The organism is Oceaniferula spumae, from assembly GCF_042849255.1.
Taxonomy (GTDB): domain Bacteria; phylum Verrucomicrobiota; class Verrucomicrobiia; order Verrucomicrobiales; family Akkermansiaceae; genus Oceaniferula; species Oceaniferula spumae.
In genome coordinates this window covers 82,538-104,099 of sequence record NZ_AP026866.1, presented here as the reverse complement: position 1 = coordinate 104,099, position 21,562 = coordinate 82,538, and the positions used below count along the sequence as shown (strand labels likewise).

At 51.5% G+C, this 21,562-nt stretch carries 18 protein-coding genes and 1 tRNA gene; 11 read left to right on the top strand and 8 right to left on the bottom strand.

Going from position 1 to position 21,562, the window contains the following annotated elements:
- Positions 1–634: 634 nt before the first annotated feature.
- A tRNA-Thr gene (locus tag ACSPJT_RS00485) sits at positions 635–710 on the bottom strand.
- Between the two features lie 179 nt (positions 711–889).
- On the opposite strand from ACSPJT_RS00485, the gene ald reads away from it, so the two are divergent.
- Complete coding sequence (gene ald, locus ACSPJT_RS00480; protein WP_435894413.1) at positions 890–1,996, top strand: alanine dehydrogenase; 1,107 nt, start codon at positions 890–892, stop codon at positions 1,994–1,996.
- A gap of 62 nt (positions 1,997–2,058) precedes the next feature.
- Here the strand turns inward: ald and ACSPJT_RS00475 are convergent, their stop codons facing one another.
- The gene (locus tag ACSPJT_RS00475) at positions 2,059–3,060 is read right to left on the bottom strand and encodes a COX15/CtaA family protein (RefSeq protein ID WP_435894412.1); all 1,002 of its coding nucleotides are present in this window, start codon (positions 3,058–3,060) and stop codon (positions 2,059–2,061) included.
- A gap of 133 nt (positions 3,061–3,193) precedes the next feature.
- Between ACSPJT_RS00475 and rsmB the strand changes: the two genes are divergently transcribed.
- From rsmB to ACSPJT_RS00455, 4 genes are all read left to right on the top strand, one after another.
- Positions 3,194–4,444, top strand: a complete 1,251-nt coding sequence (gene rsmB / locus ACSPJT_RS00470) for a 16S rRNA (cytosine(967)-C(5))-methyltransferase RsmB (RefSeq protein ID WP_435894411.1) — start codon at positions 3,194–3,196, stop codon at positions 4,442–4,444.
- Positions 4,445–4,502: 58 nt separating this feature from the next.
- On the top strand, positions 4,503–4,637 hold the full coding sequence (locus ACSPJT_RS00465; protein ID WP_435894410.1) for a hypothetical protein: 135 nt from the start codon (positions 4,503–4,505) through the stop codon (positions 4,635–4,637).
- Positions 4,638–4,661: 24 nt separating this feature from the next.
- Positions 4,662–5,303, top strand: coding sequence for a nicotinate (nicotinamide) nucleotide adenylyltransferase (nadD, locus tag ACSPJT_RS00460; protein ID WP_435894409.1), 642 nt, complete (start codon positions 4,662–4,664; stop codon positions 5,301–5,303).
- 102 nt (positions 5,304–5,405) lie between these two features.
- A complete protein-coding gene (locus ACSPJT_RS00455) occupies positions 5,406–6,206 on the top strand; it encodes a tetratricopeptide repeat protein (protein WP_435894408.1) in 801 nt (266 codons plus the stop codon).
- A gap of 9 nt (positions 6,207–6,215) precedes the next feature.
- On the opposite strand, the gene ACSPJT_RS00450 is transcribed toward ACSPJT_RS00455, so the two are convergent.
- Positions 6,216–6,662 carry a deoxycytidylate deaminase gene (locus ACSPJT_RS00450; protein ID WP_435894407.1) on the bottom strand — a complete coding sequence of 149 codons (447 nt, stop codon included), beginning with the start codon at positions 6,660–6,662 and terminating at the stop codon, positions 6,216–6,218.
- Between ACSPJT_RS00450 and ACSPJT_RS00445 the strand changes: the two genes are divergently transcribed.
- Complete coding sequence (locus tag ACSPJT_RS00445) at positions 6,661–7,557, top strand: metallophosphoesterase (protein ID WP_435894406.1); 897 nt, start codon at positions 6,661–6,663, stop codon at positions 7,555–7,557. The two genes, ACSPJT_RS00450 and ACSPJT_RS00445, sit on opposite strands and share 2 nt — an antisense overlap.
- Before the next feature lie 55 nt (positions 7,558–7,612).
- On the opposite strand, the gene ACSPJT_RS00440 is transcribed toward ACSPJT_RS00445, so the two are convergent.
- Positions 7,613–8,629 (bottom strand): hypothetical protein, encoded by a 1,017-nt coding sequence (locus ACSPJT_RS00440; RefSeq protein WP_435894405.1) that lies wholly within the window; start codon positions 8,627–8,629, stop codon positions 7,613–7,615.
- 186 nt (positions 8,630–8,815) lie between these two features.
- Between ACSPJT_RS00440 and ACSPJT_RS00435 the strand changes: the two genes are divergently transcribed.
- The gene (locus ACSPJT_RS00435; RefSeq protein WP_435894404.1) at positions 8,816–9,733 is read left to right on the top strand and encodes a thioredoxin family protein; all 918 of its coding nucleotides are present in this window, start codon (positions 8,816–8,818) and stop codon (positions 9,731–9,733) included.
- Between the two features lie 66 nt (positions 9,734–9,799).
- On the opposite strand, the gene ACSPJT_RS00430 is transcribed toward ACSPJT_RS00435, so the two are convergent.
- From ACSPJT_RS00430 to ACSPJT_RS00415, 4 genes are all read right to left on the bottom strand, one after another.
- A complete protein-coding gene (locus tag ACSPJT_RS00430) occupies positions 9,800–10,564 on the bottom strand; it encodes a CbiX/SirB N-terminal domain-containing protein (RefSeq protein WP_435894403.1) in 765 nt (254 codons plus the stop codon).
- A gap of 142 nt (positions 10,565–10,706) precedes the next feature.
- The gene (locus ACSPJT_RS00425; protein WP_435894402.1) at positions 10,707–11,444 is read right to left on the bottom strand and encodes a phosphoadenylyl-sulfate reductase; all 738 of its coding nucleotides are present in this window, start codon (positions 11,442–11,444) and stop codon (positions 10,707–10,709) included.
- A gap of 23 nt (positions 11,445–11,467) precedes the next feature.
- Entirely contained in the window at positions 11,468–13,186 is a 1,719-nt protein-coding gene (locus tag ACSPJT_RS00420) for an NADPH-dependent assimilatory sulfite reductase hemoprotein subunit (RefSeq protein WP_435894401.1), read from the bottom strand.
- Between the two features lie 45 nt (positions 13,187–13,231).
- Positions 13,232–15,001, bottom strand: coding sequence for an assimilatory sulfite reductase (NADPH) flavoprotein subunit (locus ACSPJT_RS00415; RefSeq protein ID WP_435894400.1), 1,770 nt, complete (start codon positions 14,999–15,001; stop codon positions 13,232–13,234).
- Between the two features lie 387 nt (positions 15,002–15,388).
- Here ACSPJT_RS00415 and ACSPJT_RS00410 point away from each other — a divergent pair, with 387 nt between their 5' ends.
- The 4 genes from ACSPJT_RS00410 to ACSPJT_RS00395 all read left to right on the top strand — a co-directional run bounded on the left by ACSPJT_RS00410 (position 15,389) and on the right by ACSPJT_RS00395 (position 21,508).
- Complete coding sequence (locus ACSPJT_RS00410; RefSeq protein WP_435894399.1) at positions 15,389–15,652, top strand: FitA-like ribbon-helix-helix domain-containing protein; 264 nt, start codon at positions 15,389–15,391, stop codon at positions 15,650–15,652.
- Positions 15,645–16,052, top strand: coding sequence for a type II toxin-antitoxin system VapC family toxin (locus ACSPJT_RS00405; RefSeq protein ID WP_435894398.1), 408 nt, complete (start codon positions 15,645–15,647; stop codon positions 16,050–16,052). Before ACSPJT_RS00410 ends, ACSPJT_RS00405 begins: the two co-directional genes overlap by 8 nt.
- 483 nt (positions 16,053–16,535) lie before the next feature.
- Positions 16,536–20,480 carry an NACHT domain-containing protein gene (locus tag ACSPJT_RS00400; RefSeq protein ID WP_435894397.1) on the top strand — a complete coding sequence of 1,315 codons (3,945 nt, stop codon included), beginning with the start codon at positions 16,536–16,538 and terminating at the stop codon, positions 20,478–20,480.
- Between the two features lie 266 nt (positions 20,481–20,746).
- Positions 20,747–21,508, top strand: coding sequence for an SDR family oxidoreductase (locus tag ACSPJT_RS00395; RefSeq protein ID WP_435894396.1), 762 nt, complete (start codon positions 20,747–20,749; stop codon positions 21,506–21,508).
- Positions 21,509–21,562: the final 54 nt, after the last annotated feature.

The following is a 21,562-nucleotide window of genomic DNA, read 5'->3' as shown; positions in this document are numbered from 1 at the left end:
ACTTTTCTTGCGGCAACATGTGGTTGGGGGTAGTTGCCTTGAAGGACGCCACTGCGTTACACGCTCGAACTAAGTTATCATCCACTTCAGCAAAAAAAAGCAGCTTTAGCGAAGGGCTCCCAAACTGTTGGCAAATTCTCCATAGGATCGCCTGCTCAGAAAAATCGATCAGTATATCAACTTCAACCACGAAAAGGTCAAAGGGTTATACGACAAGGACCACGATTGATTCGACTGCTTTCTGTAAGATCTATTCACTGGAAACCTATTCAGTATCAGAAGTTAGCGGCAACATATACGCAACATTGTGCAATCTCAGTGTAGCCTAGCGCTAGATACAGGGATACACTTAGCAACTGAAAATTCCATAGCAATGAACGATCAGCAGCAATCAAAACAAGGGTTTGCCAACAGTGACTCCGATAGAAGCGACACCCCATAATATTAAGAAAGTAACCATCATCAGCTAGCCCATATACTTATTAAGGAAACATTAAATATATCTCCTAAACAGTTGCCAAAAATGCACCGTTTTTCCGTACTTTTACCTATTCGCTCGGACACTGTCGGAATTCGTCATTTTCGTGTAGATAACAAAAAACCCCGTAACCATAAAGGATACAGGGGTTTTTAATGGAGCCGGTTAACGGATTCGAACCGTTGACCTACTGATTACAAATCAGTTGCTCTACCAACTGAGCTAAACCGGCGTTTTTTGTTTGTGCCTTTGAGGGGCTTGTTTCGGTGGGGGCCGAAAGCGGCGCGAGTATTTCTATTTCCGACTCCATTGCAAGTTTTTTTAGCTCAAAATAATGCAGCGAATTTTAGACCCTCTAATGGGCTAAATAACACTGGATAATTACCAGATAGCTACACTACTTTTCCTCATATGACTATTGGCATTCCAAAGGAAATTAAAAATCAGGAGCATCGCGTTTCCATGATTCCCTCTTCGGTGGGAGAACTGGTTCGTCGGGGCCATCGCGTTGTTGTGCAGAAAAATGCAGGTGCCGGTGCCAGTTATCCGGACGAGCTATACTCTGCCGTGGGTGCTGAAGTTCTGGAAACTGCGGAAGCCGTGTTTGCCGAAGCGGAGCTGATCGTGAAGGTGAAGGAACCTCAGGCCAGTGAGGTGGCTATGCTCAACGAGCAGCATACGCTCTTTACATACTTACACCTTGCGGCAGACAAGGAGCTAACAGAAAAACTTGCTGCCAGTGGCTGCACAGCCATTGCTTATGAAACTATTGAAGTCAATGGTCGCCTTCCCTTGTTGGAACCCATGAGCGAAATTGCCGGGCGCATGTCAGCCATTGTCGGTAGTTACCATCTTGCCAAACACCGCGGAGGCCGGGGAACTCTGTTAGGTGGGGTTCCTGGCGTGGCTCCAGGCAGAGTCGTGGTTATCGGAGGAGGCACGGCTGGAGTGAATGCAGCACGTGTCGCTACGGGAATTGGTGCCGATGTCAGCATTCTGGAAGTTGATTTCGACCGGATGCGTTTCTTGGATATTACCATGGAAGGAGCCCACACCGTCTATTCCAATGAAGCCAACTTAGCCGATCTTCTCCCTCGCGTGGATTTGGTCATCGGTGCCGTTTTGGTTCCCGGAGCCAAGGCTCCTAAGTTGATTACCCGAGATATGCTGAAGATGATGCAGCCCGGAAGTGTGCTGGTTGATATTGCCGTTGACCAAGGCGGATGTGCTGAAACCACGAGGCCGACTACTCATGACGACCCCACCTACGTAGAAGAGGACGTGCTGCATTATTGTGTGGCTAACATGCCTGGCGCGTATGCTCGAACAGCTACCCAAGCACTCAATAACAGCACTCAACGCTGGACCATGATGATTGCTGAGATGGGAGTTCAGGCGGCCTGTGCTTCTCGTAAAGAACTGATCAGTGGCATCAACTGCATGAAGGGTAAGGTGACTTATGCTGCCGTAGCTGACGCTCACGGTATCGAGACCGTAGATCCTCTGACTCTCTTCTAAGAGGTTCCCTACGAATTTTGTATCACTCGGGCCGGACAGGAAACTGTTCGGCCCAATTTCTTTCAGCCATTCCACGGCCTGAGATCCATGCGACTGGATGCCAGCAGCCAGAGGAACAAGGCACTGACCAAGATCGAAGACAATCCAATGTGTAACACCTGGGCAACGGGTAGAATACCGACTTGGGACAAAACAATTCCCAGAACCATCTGACCCAGAACGGATCCAAGGATGACCTTTTCTAACATTGAGGCGCCGGTTCTCGCAGCAATAGCTTTCATGAAGAAAAGTATCGCTACCAGTAAGATCACCCAAGAAGCGCTTCGGTGGATCAGGTAGGTCGTGCTGTGTTCAAGCTCCCCCACCCACTCAGATCTGGGAGCGGCTTCGTGAGTGCGTTTCAGTTCGTCGGTCTTCTCCCTCACTTGAGATCCGACCACTCCTTCGGCCAAGACTAGGATAAACAGTAACCATGCTAACTTACTGAGTCCACCTCGGCATGACGAAGCTGCCAATTTCCATGGCGATTCACAGCCGCGCCAAGCGACAAATACCAGCACTAACAACATAGCGATCGCCAAGGCCATATGAATGGTGATGATGCCAGGCTTCAAGCCACTGTGCACGATACGCGCACCCATCCATCCGTTGACACCTAACAAAATAAGAGCCAGTGTCGCAGCGATCATCACACTCCGGATACGGTTTTTCTTCAAGAATGCCATGACGAAGGTGATCAGCGTCAACACAGCCAGTGGTGTGGATGTTAGACGATTGATATACTCGATCCATGTGTGCACCGGATTGTAATTCGCGATGATCGACTCCTTGGTAATGGTCGCCGGGTCTATGCCATGTGCTGCAGCTTTGATGCGGTATTTTTCAATGTCGAGTTTGGCCGGGTCGATTTGATCCGCACTCGTCGGGGGAACTAGACAGCCCCAGCATGTTGGCCAATCAGGGCATCCCATACCAGCCCCTGTCGCCCGGACGATTGCCCCTACAAAAATGAGAACTACCAGAGCAACACAGGCGGCTACGGCGACTTTTTGAAATCTGTTCACGCCCGTTTCTAGGGTGTTGTTGAGAATCTCGCAAGTCTTCCGAGCAATGGATTTCCAAATCTGTTGTGCCTGTGCATTTTAAATCCGAATTTAGTATTTAGTATTTCCACAAACCTCCTAGCTTGTTGCCGTCATGCCATCCCAAGCCAGCAATGTCCGCCGCGCCGCAGTCTCCGCCCTCAGGGCCTGGGCTAAGGGCCACACTTATATGGACTCTCTTATCGAGCGCCACGCCGGTCGTAATGGATTAAGTCGTCAGGACCGGGCGCTTTTACAATCGATCGTCTACGGCGTTCTTCGTCACCGCCGACTGCTGGATCACTGGATAGGCAAGCTCCGCAGGGGGAAACTCGACCACGAAACACGCGATGTATTACGAGTGGGACTCTGCCAACTTCTCATCCTCGGCATCGCCGACCATGCGGTTGTGAATGAAACCGTTAACTGTGCCAAGACCCCTGTTCGAGGTCTCATCAATGCCGTGCTCCGCCAGGCAATCGTTCGGCGCAAACGTCTGATGGAGGAAATGGTAGACCTCCCCCCTGCCGTGCAATTTTCCCACCCCGACTGGCTATATAATCGCTGGCGCAAAACCTTCGGTAAAAACGATGCCATCGCCTTGATGGAATGGAACAACCAGCCCGCCAAAGTCATTTGTCGGGTCAACACACTCAAGGATGGCGCGCGCGAAACCGTGGACGCCTATGAGAAATCGACTGCTCTCGAGAAATTTGACGGTTTCTATCAGATCGATGGACTTCCGCCTGGTGAGTGGATGAAAAACGGTCTGATCTACATTCAGGATCCGGCGACTTGTCACAGCGTGGAGCTTTTGAAGCCGACTCCCGGCGAAACTATCCTCGACGCCTGCGCCGCCCCCGGAGGCAAGGCCACCATGATCGCTGCGGCGATGAACAATGAAGGTGAAATCCTGTGCACGGACTCTAACGAAAAGCGCCTCCCCCGTCTTGAGGAAAATCTCCAACAGCTCGGTGTCAGCATTGCCAAAACTCAGGAACACGATTGGACCCAACCATCTCCGGCCGAATGGCATGGCCGGTTCGACGCCATCCTACTCGATGTGCCTTGTTCAAATACCGGAGTCCTTCGTCGCCGGATAGATGCACGCTGGCGGCTACGCACGGAAGATATTGAAGAGCTGACCAAAATTCAGGAACAAATCCTCAGCCATGCACTGCCGTGTTTGAGAGCAGGCGGTCGCATCGTCTACTCCACTTGCTCCATCGATCCAGAGGAAAACCGTGAACTGATTGATCGGTTTTTTACTAACCACCCAGACTGGAAGCTCGCAGACGAACACATCTCCGTGCCATTCAATTCAGCCAGTGACGGTGCCTACGCAGCACGACTGGAACATGCCTAATGCAGCCACAAAGGATATTCTGGACGTGTGCCGGATATGCCCCTAGTTTTTTCCCAAGATGAAATCCTGTCTCAGCCTCCTCATCGCCCTGATCATTCTCCTGGTGTTTATCGGAACCGCCGGCCTGCTTTGGTATGGCAGTTCCAGCACTGAGTTCAGCAAGGGTCCCGAAGCCGAAACCTTGGGGCGCTGATGCCCTTTATTCAGGATGAGCCGCATGTATGCATCCTCACCAGATAACCATGCTCAGCCTCGCATCTGTCTTTTCGGCGGCACATTTGATCCGATCCATCTCGGCCACAGCCACATCGCAGCAGCAGCCATCCGCGAGCTAACACTCGACCGGTTGATTTTTCTGCCCTGCCGCCAGTCGCCTCATAAAACAGGAAAAAAACACGCCAGCAGTGAACACCGGCTGGAAATGTGTCGGCTAGCTACGGCAAACCTGCAGCATGCGGAAGTCGACGACTTCGACCTAACAGCCCCCGAACCTTGCTACTCATGGCGCACCGTCGAGCACATGAGGAATCGCTTTCCAGACGCCCGGTTTTTCTGGCTGATGGGCACCGATCAATGGTTAGCGCTACCACGCTGGAATCGAGTGGACCACCTTGCGAGCATGGTGGAGTTTATCGTTTTCACCCGGGGTGAAAAACCAGCACCGAGAGAAGGTTATCGGATGCACTCTTTATCAGGAGATCACCCGGCATCCGCCACGCAACTCCGGCAGGCTGTGGCAGATCAAGATCTATCCCTCTTAGATCAATGGCTGCACCCCGACGTGCTCAAATACATTCAGAAGAACCATCTTTACCTACCTGACTCACCGGAAAAACGTAACAACCAAGCTGGCAGTTGACCTTTCACCAAAATCACGCTTACATAGCTCCAGCTACGATGGCCGGATGATCGGCTCCCCAAATTTTCACAGAATCATCATCACCCCAATCCAATTTTTGATATGAAACACCACCTAACAGCTCTTCTTTTCACCCTCTCGCTGACCACCCCCGCATGGTCTCAGGACGCAGCTCCTGCTGCCGATGCCACCAAGAAAACGGAGGACACCCAAGATGATCCGAACTCCCCAGCCGTGAAAATGTGGCAGGCGTTCACCAATCTCCCCAAAGAAAAGCGCCAAGAGTATGGCCAGAAGCTGCTCAAAACACAGAACCTCTTTAACCAGAAGCGCATTTTTGATGCGTTGGAAATGCTCGACGAACTCGATAAGATTTTCCCCAATCACCCCGCTGCGCTGAACATCCGTGGTGCGTGTTATGTTGAAATTCGTGCGTTCGACAAAGCCAACGCCATCTTCGAAAAGGTGCTAGAAATCGCCCCGAAGAACACCAACGTGCTGTTCAACCTGGCTGAAGTCGATTTCGTGACCAAAAACTGGTCATCTGCCCACGATCGTTTCGAAAAGCTCATCCCCAAGCTTCCGGCTGATAACAAGGCGATGATCCGCCTCTGTGAGTTCAAGCTGCTGCTATGCAAACTCAAGTTGGACAAAATCGACGAGGCCAAGGCGCTGATGAATAAATACGACATCTGGGACGATTCCCCGTATTACTACTACTCTCGCGCCGCAATTGCATATGAAAGTGGCGACAAGCTGGAGGCTGAAAAAGAACTCCGCGCAGTGCGTTTCGTATGGCGCAATGATGGAGTGTTAGCTCCTTGGCAGGACACTCTCATTGAGTTCGGGTATATTCGCAGCTTCTACGGCGGCGAAACCGAGGATCTTGGCGAAGCTGAGTAGCCGATTTATTTATCCTAACGGATAGTCTGTCACCTGCTCGAATTTGATTCCGTAGGTGGCAGCGATCTCAGGTGCGTCAGAGGCCTGATAGATGTCTCTGTAATAAATTTCCTCAATGCCATATGCGCACAAGGTCTGCATACAGGCCGTGCAAGGCATCGTGGTGGAGGCGATGAGTTTCACCTCACCGCGCTTGAACAGACTGCATAGGTTCACCTCTGCGTGTAACATGAACTTCTGGCGCGCATCGCGATCGTCCCAGAAGCCCTCAGGAGCATCGAAGCCCGGCGCCAGCCCGTTGTAGGCGGTGCCAACCACGCGGTTGTCATAATCGAGCGCCGCAGCTCCTACTTTCCGAAAAGGATCCTCTGACCGCAAACTGGCTACGTGCGCTAGCGCCATAGCGTATTGAGCGATGCTAATACGCCCGCTGGCGGTGATTGCTTGATTCTCCATGGACAAAATCGAACACAGCCGGCGTTGTAATGTCGAGTCATTAGATATGAGTGAGAAAAAAGGCAGTGTCATCAACCGGCGAAATTTCATCAGAACCAGCGTGCTGGGATCGCTAGGGGCACTCTCATACGCTCATTGGGTTGAGCCTGGCTGGCTGACGGTCACGGAAAAGGAGATCACTCTTCCCAAGCTCCCCTCGGCACTGGACGGACTGGTGATCGCCCAGATGACCGACTTTCATTTCAATCCCGACAAGGACGAGCCATTGATCGCAGAAGCGGTAGCCGCCGTGAATTCGGCCAATCCAGATCTCGTTGCTCTAACAGGTGACTTCATCACAGACAGAGCCGATGTATTTGATCCATTGATGTCTGTGCTAGCGGGATTGAAAGCCAAACACGGAATCTACGGCATCATGGGCAATCACGATGGCTGGAGCAAAAACCAACAATTTTTCCGCAATGGCTTTCAGCAAAACGGCATGGAGTTCCTCGTCAACCAAGGCACCGGAATTCGCATACGAGGTGAAAAACTCTACATCACTGGAACGGACTCTATCTGGTCTGGCACGGTCGACGCTCCGGCCTGCTGGCGTGGCTATACTGGTGAGACAGTGCTGGCGCTTGTTCACGAACCCGATGTCTTTGATGATCTCAGAGCTAGTCATAGAGTCGATCTGCAACTCTCCGGTCACACTCACGGAGGGCAGTGCCGTGTGCCTCTCATCGGGTATGCCCCAGTGAAAGTGCGTTACGGCAGGAAATACATCTACGGCGAGTATGCTCAAAATGACTCGCGCATCTTCGTCAGTCGCGGGCTGGGCACCGTCGGCCGCAGAGTGAGATTCTCCTGTGCACCAGAGGTGGCGATTCTAACATTACGGTCTCCGAAGTAGGACAACTTTGCAAGTTGTCGGCAAGCCATGTGAACACATCATGCTTGGCCCCACCTCAAGCAAAAGCCTTCAAAAAGGCCACCTCGAGCGCCAATTGCTCTTGCACGTTAGTCTCCAGATTGGCCCGTAAATTTTCCAAAGCATCCATCCGCTGCAACAACTCCGAGAGATCATTTCCAGCGGCCACCATTGCAGTCGTTTCTTTCTCGGATGGAAAATCTAGTCGTTCGACCGAGCATTTTTGGCGCACGACATCCCCCAACCAAGCAATCAGCACTTCTAACAACCTATCACGCTCGCCCAGATACTCGGACTCGGTGTGTCCTTTGTAAAAGTCCTCACGGCGTTTGAGCCACTCACCATCGGTGGTGTTTTTGTATTTTGAGGTTTCCTCCTTAAGTGCGAGATCGTTGATTTTGGTAATCTCAGCCCGTCTTCTGGCTAGCAATGCACTGAACTCAGCGCGCAAGGTCAGGGCGTGAGCAATTTTTCCCATCCCCTGTCTCGCCAGTCCTGCTAGAGAAGCGAGCAGTTCTTGCTGAGACTCGGAAACGAGCCGCCCACCAACGCTGGCCATCAGCGGCAGACGCACGCAGCGGGAGAGAATCGTCGGCAGCAGAAGCTCCGGAGCATCCGAGAGCAGAAGTAATAGGCAATCCGACGGCGGCTCCTCGAGAGTCTTGAGAAAGGCATTTTCCGCCCCTACCCCCATCCGATCGGCGTGCTCGATCACACCCACCTTCCACTTTCCGGTGGCGGAGGCTACATAAAACGATTTTTCCAGTCCGCGAATGTCATCGACCACGATCCGGCGTGATTTTGACTTTGGCCTGACGATACGCACGAGATCGCCCTCCAGCTCTTCAAGTTTCGGCGTTTCGACCTCCTCCGGTTCACCGAATAGATTCATTCCGCCGCTCTCAGCGGGAGGATTAATCAGATTGATGACCTTGGTCGCGAGTTCGCTTTTCCCGCTCCCCGGGTCCCCGGTGATCAGAAATGCGTGGGCCAACCTGCCCCTCTTATGCGCTGCCTCGATCAGATTGAAGGCTTTTTCCGCCGTGTATGCCATTGCGCGCTCATCCTGCCGTGACCGAGCCTCAGGGCAATCCGAAAACATCCCAATTTGGAAAACTTCTGATAATTGGGTAGAAATAAAATAAACAAGCACCTAGCACAGTGACGATATTCATTGGACAAATGGTAATAGCAGGCACAGCCTGTATTCCAACAACACTGTAACTAGCAGTTATTCATCATGAAAAAAACAATACTCGCCAGCCTCGCTCTGGCCATCACAGCTTCCTTTGCCACCGCTGGCGGTGACAATTGGATGACCGACTTCGAAGCCGCTCAGAAAAAGGCCGCTGCGGAGAACAAAGACCTTCTTGTCGATTTCACCGGTTCCGACTGGTGCGGTTGGTGCATCAAGCTCAACAAGGAAGTTTTCCAACACGATCCGTTCAAGACTGGTGTTGCCGATAAATTCGTTCTCGTGGAACTCGATTTCCCACGTGACAAATCCAAGCTCAGCCAAGAGATCCAGGACCAAAACTCATCCCTTCAGGCCAAATACGGTGTGCGTGGATTCCCCACCATCCTTCTTCTGGATGCCAAAGGCCGCCCTTACGCAAAAACTGGCTACCAAGCCGGTGGCCCTGAAAAATACGTTGCTCATCTCGATGAACTGCGTGCCAAGCGCGTCGAGCGCGACGAGGCATTTGCTGCTGCTGACAAACTCAGCGGAGTCGACAAAGCCAAGGCCCTTGTAAAAGCCCTGAACACCATCCCAGAAGACTACCACGGTCAGTATTCCGATGTTGTCGACCAAGTCGCCAAGCTCGATCCTAAGGACGAAACTGGCTTCGTAGCCAAGCAGAAGCGCAAAGAAGCACAGAGCACTCTCGAAAAAGAAGTCGCTACCGCCTCACGTGCCGGCAACGTTGACGATGCCCTCGGCAAAATCGATGCCTTCATCAAGGAATACAAAGTCGAAGGTGAAGAGAAGCAGCAGATTCTCGCCATGAAAATGGACCCACTTCTTCGCAATAAGAAGTTCGACGAAGCTGGTGCCGTCATCGACGACATCATCGCCGCTGCTCCTGAAAGCAAATACGCCAAACACGCTGGCGCATTCAAGGAGCGCCTTGAGAAAATGAAAGAGACCGCCGAGTAATTTCACTGGCGTTTCTCTGAAACAATCCACAATCGCGCCGATTCCACCACGGAGTCGGCGCGTTTTTTAAGTACCCTGACCACCCCAAATGTGGGCAATGGCGGCAATCACACCGGCAAACTGTGGCGATGTTCCCAATGCCGGGGCTATGCGGACGTTCCGCCCCTGCAAGGTGTGAGTCACGCCATGCACCACATCCCCTTTTCCAATGCCCAACTCTGCCGGAATGTCCCAGCCGCCGTGTTGGCCGTTGGAGAGTAGAAAAGGAAGAACGAGCACCTGTTTTTCGGTCACAAATTGTTGCCAGTCCTGCACAAACGGAGCTTCTTCCAGCCAGACATCGGTGATTTGGGCGAAGGGGCTGGTTTGCTTCAGTGCCTCGATGTGATCGAGCAAGGTCTGTTTGGACTTTGAGTTCTTGGTGGAACCGTGACCCACTAACAGCAGGCTAGTTTGCTCAGGTTTCCAATCCTTCATGTCCGCCATCGCCGCCATTTCGATCAGCTGCTGCATCATGTCATTAGTTCCCACCGGCGGGCAATAACGCACGGTCTCAGGCTGTTGATCCAGCTTCAGTAACTCGGGAATGACCTGGCGGGTGAAATACCCTTCAGCCAGAAAATCCGGAACGATGCAGATATTTTCAGCCTCGATCTTGTCCAGTGCATCCGCAATGAACGGCTCTTCTTTTAAAAAAGCACAGTGCACTTCGGCGAAGTCACCTCGCTCGCGCAGCACCTCTGTGTGCATCCTAACAGACGCGGAGGATTCCGGGTGTTTCGAGGAGCCGTGACCTAGGATGAGGAGGGCTGTTTTTTTCTGATTACTCACGGCTTCAGATTGGTCAAGGTAGGACAACTTTGCAAGTTGTCGGCAAACTTGGGAATGATCATCCCATCAACGAATCACTCACTTGGCTTGTCGGCAAGTTACAAACTCGCCCTACTTTCGCAAGCGCTCAGCAAATCACCGCTTAAATCTGGAAATCATTCGCGCCGGAACTCAGGTGCAGGCCGCACTCGTATTTGCTGCCGCCGAATCTTGAGCTTTCTGCCGACTCACCTTCCTCGAGGGGTTTGGTGGAGTGCCAGTCGCCCATGGTGGCGTAGCCTTTGGCTTCCAGCGGGTGCTTGGGCAGTTTGTGATCGTAGAAATAGGCGGAGACCTGTGGGTCTGACCAGTCGAGGATCGGATAGACCTTGAGTGTTCGCTTTTGCTGCTCGGCAAATTGGCGGTCGGCGCGGGTGCTCGACTGTGAACGGCGCAGGCCACTCACCCAGATATCGGCACCGAGTTCTTGCAGTGCGCGGTTCATCGGCTCGACTTTGTTGATCAGGCCGTATTGATTGTTCCCCTCCTCGCCTTGCTCCCAGAGTTTTCCGTAGAGAGCTTCCTGACGAGCGGCGGAAAGTTTCGGCTGATAGACTTTGACGTTTACATCAAGGTCCGTGATCAACTGCTCGGCATACTGATAGGTTTCCGGAAACAGGTAACCGGTATCGAGCCACACCACCGGCATTTCCGGCGCGTGTTCGCTGACAAGATGAAGCATGATCGCGGCTTGCAGGCCGAAGCTGCTGCTCAGCACCAGACGCGATCCGAATTCCTCGTGCAACCACTTAACGCGGTCGGGAGCCGACATCTGAAGAAAGGCTTCATTGACCTTTTCAACGTCGCTTTGCGCGGGAATATGTTTTGCCGTGGAGTTCATGATTGGATATCAGTTAGAGAGTGTTAAACGCCGACTTCCGTGAGGATATTGGCGTGGAAATTGTTACCCGCTGTGGTCTCATTGACGTAACCGGCGCGGATGACGAAGTCACCGAAGCGTTCGCCATCGTTACGCTGCTTGGCGTAGTCGGCGATGATCGGTGAAAGCAAAGCCTTGATGTCTTCGCCGGAAACCGACTCGCGGTAGAGCTTGTTCAGGCGCTGGCCATGGAAGCCGCCACCGAGGTAAACGTTGTATTTGTTAGGGCCTTTGCCGACAAATCCGATCTCGGCGAGATACGGACGACCGCAGCCGTTCGGACAGCCAGTCATGCGGATGGTGATGGCATCGTGACGCAGTCCGGACTCCTCCACCACTTCTTCGAGATCGGTGATGACGGTGGGCAGATAGCGCTCGGCCTCGGCCAGTGCCAGACCGCAGGTTGGCAGTGCCACGCAGGAGATGGAATTCAGCATCAGCGCGGTGCGTTCGTGAGTCTTGAGAATCTTGTATTTTTCTAACAAGGCCTCGATCTCCGGCTTTTGCGCATCGGTGATGTTGGAAATAATCAGGTTCTGGTTCGCGGTCATGCGGAACTCGCCTTTGAGCACTTTGGCGATTTCAGCGATGCCGGTTTTCATCGGGCAGGATGGAGTATCGAGCACGCGGCCACCGGGCACGAAGAGTGTGAGGTGGTGGTTGCCTTTGTCGTCCTTGACCCAGCCGAACTGGTCGCCGTTCGACTCAAACTTGAAGTCACGTGCCGGTTCCAGATCGTAGCCGAGGTATTCATTGAGCTTGGAGAGGAAACCATCGGCCGTCATGCGCTCGACGGTGTATTTGAGACGAGCCCATTTACGGTCGCCACGCTCGCCGAAGTCGCGCTGCACGAGCATCACTTTTTCAGCAACGTCGACCGCTTTCTCAGGCGTGCAGAAGCCGATTACGTCCGCCGTGCGAGGGAAGGTTTCTTCCACACCGTGAGTCATGCCCATGCCGCCACCGACGGTGACGTTGTAGCCGACGATTTTTTTGTCTTCAACGATGGCGATGAAGGAAAGGCACTGGGCGTAGATGTCCGTATCGTTGTGCGGTGGGATCGCGACGTTGATCTTGAACTTACGTGGCAGATAGGTCGGCCCGTAAAGCGGCTCTTCGAACTCTTCGCTGGAGATGATTTTTTCCTCATCGAGGAAGATCTCATGGAACGCACGGGTGCGCGGCTTGAGATGGTTACTGATGTTGTTAGCCAGTTCCACAGCCTCCGCATGCACATCGCTGAGGTGAGGATTGGCGTTGCAGATGACGTTACGGTTAACGTCGCCACAGGCGGCGATGGTGTCCACCGCGACTTTGTTCATCGCCTGGATCGAGGCCTTGAGGTTGTTTTTAATCACCCCGTGAAGCTGCCAGGTCTGGCGTGTGGTGATTTTCAGAGTGCCGTTCGCGTATTGGTCCGAGATGCTGTCGAGCGCAAGCCATTGCTCGGGGGTAGCCACACCACCGGGCAGACGCACACGGATCAGGAAGCTGTAGGCCTTGTCTAACTTCTTCTTGCGGCGACCAGCGCGTACGTCGCGGTCGTCTTGCAAATACATACCGTGGAACTTGCTCAGCTGTTGGCTGTCGGCAGAAATCGCACCATTGCTAGTGTCCGCAATTTCCTCCGCCAGTGTGCCACGCAGGTAGTCACTGTTCAGTTTCAACGGCTCATTCGCCGAAAGTTTTTTGTCTTCACTCATTGTCTTTAAAATTCTGGTCTCTGGACTCTGGTTTCTTCAATCTGACTAATACACATCACGCTGGTAACGCTTCTCTTTCTTGAGCGCCGCCACATACTCATCAGCTTCCTCAGGCGATTTACCACCCTCGCTGGCGACGATTTCAAGCAGCGCATCGTGCACATCCTTGGCCATGCGCGTGGCATCACCGCAGACGTAGAAGTGGGCACCTTTTTCCAGCCAGTTCCACAGCTCCTTGCCGTTCTCTAACATCTTGTGCTGAACGTAAACTTTTTCCGGCTGGTCGCGAGAGAATGCCACGTCGAGACGTGATAGGTTACCGCTCTTGAGATGGTCTTGCCATTCCAGCTGATAGAGGAAATCCTCGTTGTATTTCTGGTCGCCAAAGAACAACCAGCTGCCCCCTTTCGCTCCGGCTTCGGCACGCTCCTCGACAAAGGCGCGGAATGGAGCGATACCAGTTCCAGGCCCCACCATGATCACAGGGGTGTCGCCATTTTCAGGCAGACGGAAGTTCTTGTTGTGATGCACGTAAACGGAAACCGGAGTCCCCTTGTGCGCGGCATCGGCGAGATAAGTGGAGGCCACGCCCTTGCGGGATTTACCATGCGTCTCGTAACGCACCGCAGCCACCGTCAGATGCACTTCACCAGGGTGAGCCTTCGGGCTGGAGGCGATGGAATACAGGCGCGGTGGCAGCTTGCGCAAAATATCCACCAGCTGCTGCGCGGTGATCTGTTTCGCCGGATGCTCTTCTAACAAGTCGATAATCTCCCGGCCATATGTCCAGTCCTTGAACTCGCCCTTGGCGGCATCGTCGAGCAGTTTCGCCAGCTCCGCAGAACCGGAAATTTCCTGCCAGGCCGAGACGATCTTGCGCGAAAGTCCGGTGATATCGAGATCGTGTGTTAGAGCATCGATGAGAGTTTTTTGACCGACACCTTTGACGTCCACAGATGCCTTGGCATCGAGTCCGGTGGCAGCAATCACCGCTTCCACCACGTCCTTGGCATTGCGCGGAATGACCGCGAGCACATCGCCAGGTTGGTAATCGAATCCGGATCCCTCCAGCGAGAGTTCCAGGTGGATGGTCTCCTTCGCCGAGTAGTCGCCGCTGAGTAGCTGGTTATCGATGACTTCGGCTGGGAACGGGTTCTTCTTATCGTAAACTTGGGCGGCGGGCATGCCGATGCTAACAGGAGCGGCACTGACTGCGGCGGCATCGCCGAGTTTTTCCCAGACCGACTTGCTCCACTGCTCGAAGGACTCGTCAAAATCGACATCGCAATCGACCCGATCCGCGATGCGTGTGGCACCGAGTTTTTCGAGTCGAGCATCCACGTCCTGACCGGTTTTGCAAAACTGATCGTAGCTGGTATCGCCCAGCGCACAGACGGAGAAATCGACGCCCGCGAGCGACACTTCTTTTTCCATCAGATCCTTGTAAAAATCCTCGGCAGCCTCCGGTGGATCGCCGTCGCCCCAGGTGCTGACCACCACCAAAAGCGTGCCGGCATCAGCCAGTTCCGCCGGTGTGGTCTCGGACATATTGACGATCTTGGCCTTGAAACCTTTTTTCTTAGCCGTCTTGTAAACCTGATCCGCAAGCCCCTCCGAATTCCCTGATTCCGTGCCAAAAAGCACCGTCAGTTTACGCTCAGAAGCCGGCTGAGCCGCGCCTGCGGTGTCAGCATGAAGACCGGACAAAAATCCCCCAAGCCAAGCGACTTGCGGCGGATTCAATGACGAAAGCAGGCCCGAGAGCTGGTTTTGCTGCTCGGGAGAAAGCGGAGAGTGTGCTGGAAACTTAATCATTAGTTTGTTTATCAACTTACTTTGTGTTCGCGAAAAAGAATGCCCCACATTGGCAGACTTGCAAGACGAATTGTGTATAAAAACTGTCAGTAAAGGCGGACTTTCTTCTTAACCCCACCTCGCCAAGGCTACACAGGACACAACCGCGAATGGACGCGAATAGACGCGAAGTCCTGAATAGCAGCAAGCTGCCAGCCCTGAAAGGGCGACAGAGACTAGCCGGTGGTGCAAACCACCGGATCACCCACCCCATACGGATTCAAGTCTCGGAGAGACGGCAGAAGGTTCATTCGTTCAAAATCTAGCCACCACAAACCCAGCGAAACCAAACCAATCCCCTCCCCATTCTGAAATTGACAGCATTGCTAGCAATGCTAGCATGAAACCATGAGTACAACCCTGACCATAAGGAACCTGGATGAGGAGGTGAAGCAAAAGCTCCGCCTCCGCGCAGCCGAGAACCAAACTTCGATGGAAGCGGAAGCCCGCGCCATTCTAACTCGCGCCGTCAACGAGCCACAAGCTCTCGCCCCACCCCGCAACGCCGAGGAACTGAAAGAACGCCTGAAAGCGGTGAGAGGCATTTGGAAAGACCGCGCTCGTGGCCGCAGCACCGATGAAATTATGCAGGAATTAAGAGGCGATGAGTGAATCTTCCTATGTGCTGGTGGATACCAACGTGATCCTCGACGTCACCGAACAGGACAAAACATGGTCGGAATGGTCTGAGAACCAACTGAGCCAGTATGTAAACCGCCTGTTGATCAATCCGCTCATCTACACAGAACTCTGTTACGAAGCTGGCGGCACGGCAGACGTAGATGCCGTCATGATCGCTCTGGGACTGCACTTGGAGGAACTGCCACGAGAAGCCCTGTTTCTCACTTCCCAAGCCTACAAACAATATCGGCAACGCGGCGGCACGAAGACAGCTCCCCTAGCCGATTTTTTCATCGGCGCCCACGCGACCGCGTTAGAGATCCCCATCCTCACCAGAGATGTCACCCGCTACAACACTTACTTTCACGATGTCCGTTTGATCACACCATAGAAACCTCATTGAAGAGCAGTTGTAGCAAATGGTCAGAGCCCAATAATATGATCATAATGTTTTTTAATAAATAAACTTTTACACGATTAAGGATGTATCAAGGCGAAAGATCACTAGGGCTAACTGTGCATACATAGCAAGATTGGCAAAGCTCCAAACCGAGTATTTGTAGGAGCATAGAAAAACAGGTGCTCGCTAACAAATAAACTTAATCCATATGTGCTTTCTACCTTGTTGATGTTTAATCGAGCGGATAAAAGCATAGAGTTTTCTCCTTCGCTATATATCAAATTTTCTCTCACCGTATCCCAATGAAAACGCTCGCGTTCACAACACAATTACACCTATTGGCTGAGCGATGGTCAGATACTGCTTACGATGACAATCATTTACTACTGCTACCCCCCTCGATCACTGCGCCATTTGATCGGCTCTGCTATTAAGCTCTCACAATAAATTTAATAAACCAATCACCTATCCTATATGTCTGAACCACACGACCTAACTCACCTCGACCCCAACAGCTTTGAGCAAATGGTTAACATGTTAAGCTTGAAAGTGCTTGGATCTGGTCACACAGGTTTTGCTCCCGGGGCTGATGGAGGAAGAGACGGCTATTTCGAAGGAACAGCCCCGTACCCGAGCCAGAAGGAGAACTGGAAAGGAAAATGGTATATCCAATCCAAGTTCCACAAACCCCACCTGTCAAAAGATCCTCAAAAATGGTTACTCCAGCAAATTACCAAGGAAATTACTGCGTTCGAGGAAAGTGAATCAAGGGAGTGGCCCAACAATTGGATCATCGCAACCAACGTCGATCCAAGTGGGACTCCGCAAACCGGAGCATTCGACAAAGCCCGCAAACTCGTAAGCCAGGCGAATCCAAAGCTCAAAAACAACTTTCATATATGGGGTGGCCGTAAAATCATCGATCTGCTGGCTCTAAACCCAAAAGTGGCTGATTACTATGGCCACTTCCTCACTCCAGGACATGTTCTCAAAGAGCTATACGACAGCCTCGAGGACGACAAGGCGTCATTAAAAGATATCATCCGATACCTTGTTATAAGGGAGTTTGAAACTCATCAGTTCACAAAATTGGATCAAGCGGGATCTGAATCGGACAATCGCCCAGGCGTCCATAGATTGTTCGTTGATTTACCGTTTCGGTGTGATGAATGCCATTTTGACGGGCTTATTGCTCGTGAGCTACTAAGGACTTCCTCTCGAGTTCATTCTATTCAACCAGACAGTGACGATCCCAAATGGCGCCAATGGAATAGACACCCTTCCCGCTCTCGCGTGTGGTTTATCCTTGGAGGTCCAGGGAACGGAAAGTCGACAACAGGACAATATTTCTCACAGCTACAGCGTGCTTCACTCATTCTTGATTGGGATGGCGATCCTATTTCCTTCAAATTAAGAGATGCAGCTAGGGAAATAAAAGGTGATGCAATTGCACGCGGCCATTGGGTAGAGAGTCCACGCATTCCGATATCAATCGAGCTCAGAGATTACGCACAATGGTTTGGGAAACAGCCAGATAACACAGCAAAGGGGGTGTTACCATACCTCGCTTTACAGATATCGGCATATGTGAACAAAGATGTTTCACCGGCTACCATCAAACGAGCTCTCGGTTCACAACGATGGTTCATAGCGTTCGATGGTCTGGACGAGGTGCCAAATGACGTCAAAGACAAACTGTCTTCTCATATTAAAGAGTTCATTGAAGATACAGCCATCGAGTGCAATAGCGATGCTCATTTTCTGTGCACGTCACGACCACAGGGATATTCGGGGCAGTTTGATAGTTTGGAGGCGGCAGTTAGCAAGTTAGTCCCCCTAACTCCAGATAAGGCATTAGAGTGTGCCGAACCCGTAATCAGAATCGGTCGAAGTGAGGTTGAAGCTGAAAAAGGAGTCTCAATACTGCGATCATCAATTGCGTCACCAGCCGTTGCGTCACTTATGACGACCCCTTTACAATCGCATATCATGGCTGTGGTTGTTCGTGACGGCAAAAAACCCCCAGAGCGCAGGTGGCAACTTTTCGAAAACTTTTACCAAGTTATCAAACGGCGCGAGGCAAACCGCGACCTTCCCGATGAGCGTATTGCAAAATTGTTACGCGAGGAGGACTTACTATTACGTACGATTCATAATCGATTAGGATTCATGCTTCATGCTAAATCAGAAACTAGCGAGGGCGCTCAAACGGCGCTCTCAAGAGAACAATTCACGCATTTGGCAAAGGTTGCGGTCGAAGAAATGAAGTCTGGGTTTATTGAAGAAACATTGGATACGCTAGTCGAAGCTACCGCGACTAGGCTGGTGCTGGTAAACACCCCGGATGATGGAAACAATTTGAGATTCGATATTCGACAGCTACAGGAATTTTTTGCGGCGGAGTTTATTCACGACGCAGCCACGCCAGAAGAATTTCGAGAACGCATTTATGCACTTGCGGGTGACGCACATTGGCGCGAGGTCTTTCACTTTCTGCTCAGCGCGATGATAGAAGCTCGCCGGCAAGGAGAGATAAACGAACTCGTGGTGGCGCTTGAGACCCTCAATGAATCAGGGGGTAACGAACTACCACGCCCTTTAAGCCGACGACTGGCGCGTGGAGCTTTATTAGCGGCCCGGTTGTTCCAAGACGGGGTGCTTGAACAAGACAAAAGAATCAGGGCTAAATTCCGGACTCCCTTAGAACCTTTAATAGCATCTCCGGATATCTCTGACTTGGGTTCCCTTATCGGAATAAACCATCATGAGACCAGAAAATGGCTAATCAGCTTCTGTTTGGAACGACTTAACGAAGCATCTCCTTCGGAATCAATTGGAGGGGCCATTATTTTGTCCCGTCTGGTGAAAGATCATGACCCCGAAGCTTCAGAATGCTATGAAGCCATTCGATCAAAACCAGCAGATTTTCAAGCCATACTCTTTGGTAGCTGGACGATACGCTCTGCTCGTAACTCACCTTATTCTAAATGGTTAGCAAAACTGGCTTACCAGCAACTCAAAGAGATGAATTGGTACGAACTAGGTCACGCTGGGGTACGGAGCGCACTTGGACAACTACCGAATGATCCCGATTCTATTTCTAAATTCCTCCTCGAAGTTGATCCAGAAGCACCAGAACACTTACCTCACACAATCCAAATTCTCAGGCACACGACTGGTATAGTCCCGGAGGAGGTTAAGATTGAGCAAACTGTCTCGGGAATTTCTCGCTGTGTAAGCGACTACGACTGGCAAGGCGGAAAATTTATAGAGAAATCCCTAGCTAGCATGCTTCGCCATAGCGATAGTTACGTGTGGGAAAAACGAGGTGGCCTATTTGGAGTTGTTGTCGCCATACTTCGGTTCGCTAACTCTTCCTCGTTAGAAAATTATAGTATGCTGTATGATGTATTTCTTCCCGCACCCGAAAGCATCAAAAAGGCTCTTCCTCGAAATCTACAAACCTACCTTCCTTTTGAGGATCAACCCGAGGAAACTGCTTGTAAATTAAATGAGGAGCAGTTTACCTCTTGGATAGAAACAATTCCACGTCCACATGTTTTCAGACGTGAGGAAATTGCTCCTGAAACGATGGATTGGAAAGCCTTGTTGAAAGAATGGCCTAAGCTAGGTGTAAGGGTTGCCCTTGTTTCTTGGTGGATAGACCAAGAGGCTGAAGTAGATTATAGCTCATTCAAGGAATCTTTGGCCGATGCAATAATATCAGAACCACAGGCTCTTACAGCAGTAAACATTTTGGGCTGGGGTGAATTAATCTCAAATATTCCCGAGCGAGCAGATGAGCTGCGTAAAGCATTTCTATCGATATCGCCCGAGTTAGATACATCTTCTCACTGGCATTTCCACCGACGAGGCACGCTTCACCCGTTCGAAATTTTGCTTCCCGGCGAGAACACGCACATACCTGCAGTTGTTAGCGCTACAATCCAACACTTCTTTTATCGCAACGAGATTTCTCACTTTTCAGTTAGCCCACCCGTACATGTTGACTTCGGCGACGTAAAATCCCTCATTAAAGCATTCTTCCCAAACGGAACCGCCGTTAAACATATTCATATTTCAAAGGATAAACCTAGTGATAAAGATGGATACACTGCATTATTATGGTTGCTCCACCCAGATATCGAGACCGAACTTCGCTCGGTGGCAGCCCTGTTAAAAGACGCATACAAAAATTCGCGAAACCGATCATATCTTGAGTATCTACTCACATATTTATACATGTTTAAGAGCGAACAAGATAATATTGCGGTTCAGTTGGTTTCAGACCTTTTAGACCTTACAAAAAACAGTCTTTCCCACCGTGAGTTGTTCCAGCCTATTCTTAATCACTGGCGAGAGACTTCAACCTCACCTGCTCACAAAGCCAAGGCAATCGAAAGATGGTTCAGCCATTAGAATCGTAGGGAATCAATACTACAGAGAATACTAACGATAATGGGGAGATAAGGGTCGGCATAGAAATGATGCATTACACACAAATAAGAATGCTCGCATCTGACTCCCCCCTCCACTAGCTGCTTCTCGATAAAGCTCGTTAGTAGGTCGGCTTCGGTAGTCGTTACGCTTTTCTGAAATTACAGCCTCAGTGTTGTTGATCATGAGATCAACGGCTGACAGGGTGTGAACCTTGTGCTATCTAACGTATAACCTATTTCCAAATCATGACCACCAAACCAAAGTCCACTACTCTCGCTGTCCTCAGTCGTCTTGTCCTTGCTCTCGCGTTGGCTGTTTTTTTGCCGAACTGTAGCAAGGCGGAAGATGAAAAACTCACGGTGCTGGTGACGGGGGCGAATCGGGGGCTGGGTTTGGAGCATGCCAAGCAGTGGGCTGCGGCCGGGCATAAGGTGATTGGTACGGCGCGGAAGCCGGAGGAGGCCAAGGAGCTGAAGGCGACCGGGGCCACGGTGCTGAAACTGGACATCACCAGTGACGCGGACATTGCCAATCTGGCCAAGACTCTCAAGGGGCAGAAAATCGATATTCTGCTGAACAATGCGGGTTATATGAATCGGGAACTGAACCGGGAGTCGCTGCAGCGTTGTTTTGATATCAACACGGCTGGTCCCCTACTGCTGGCCGAGGCATTGAAGCCGAATCTGAAACTGTCCAAGCAGCCGAAGATCGTCAACGTTTCCTCGGGGCTGGGCAGCATTAGCCGGACCAATGGGATTTACACCGCTTATTCGATCAGCAAGGCGGCGCTGAATATGGCCACTCGTCAACTGCATGCGCAGTATGGCAAGGAGGGATTCATCGTCATCGCGCTTAACCCTGGGCACAATAAGACGGATATGGGTGGAGATGGTGCGCCGCTGGAACCTAAGGATAGCGTGAAGCAGGTGCTTAAGCTGATCACCGGGCTGAAGAAGGAGCAATCGGGGAGATTTTGGTATATCGATGGGACGGAAGTTCCTTGGTAGTTTTTTTACCGCGAAATACGCTAAATACGCGAAAGTTTACAAGGCTTCTGGGTT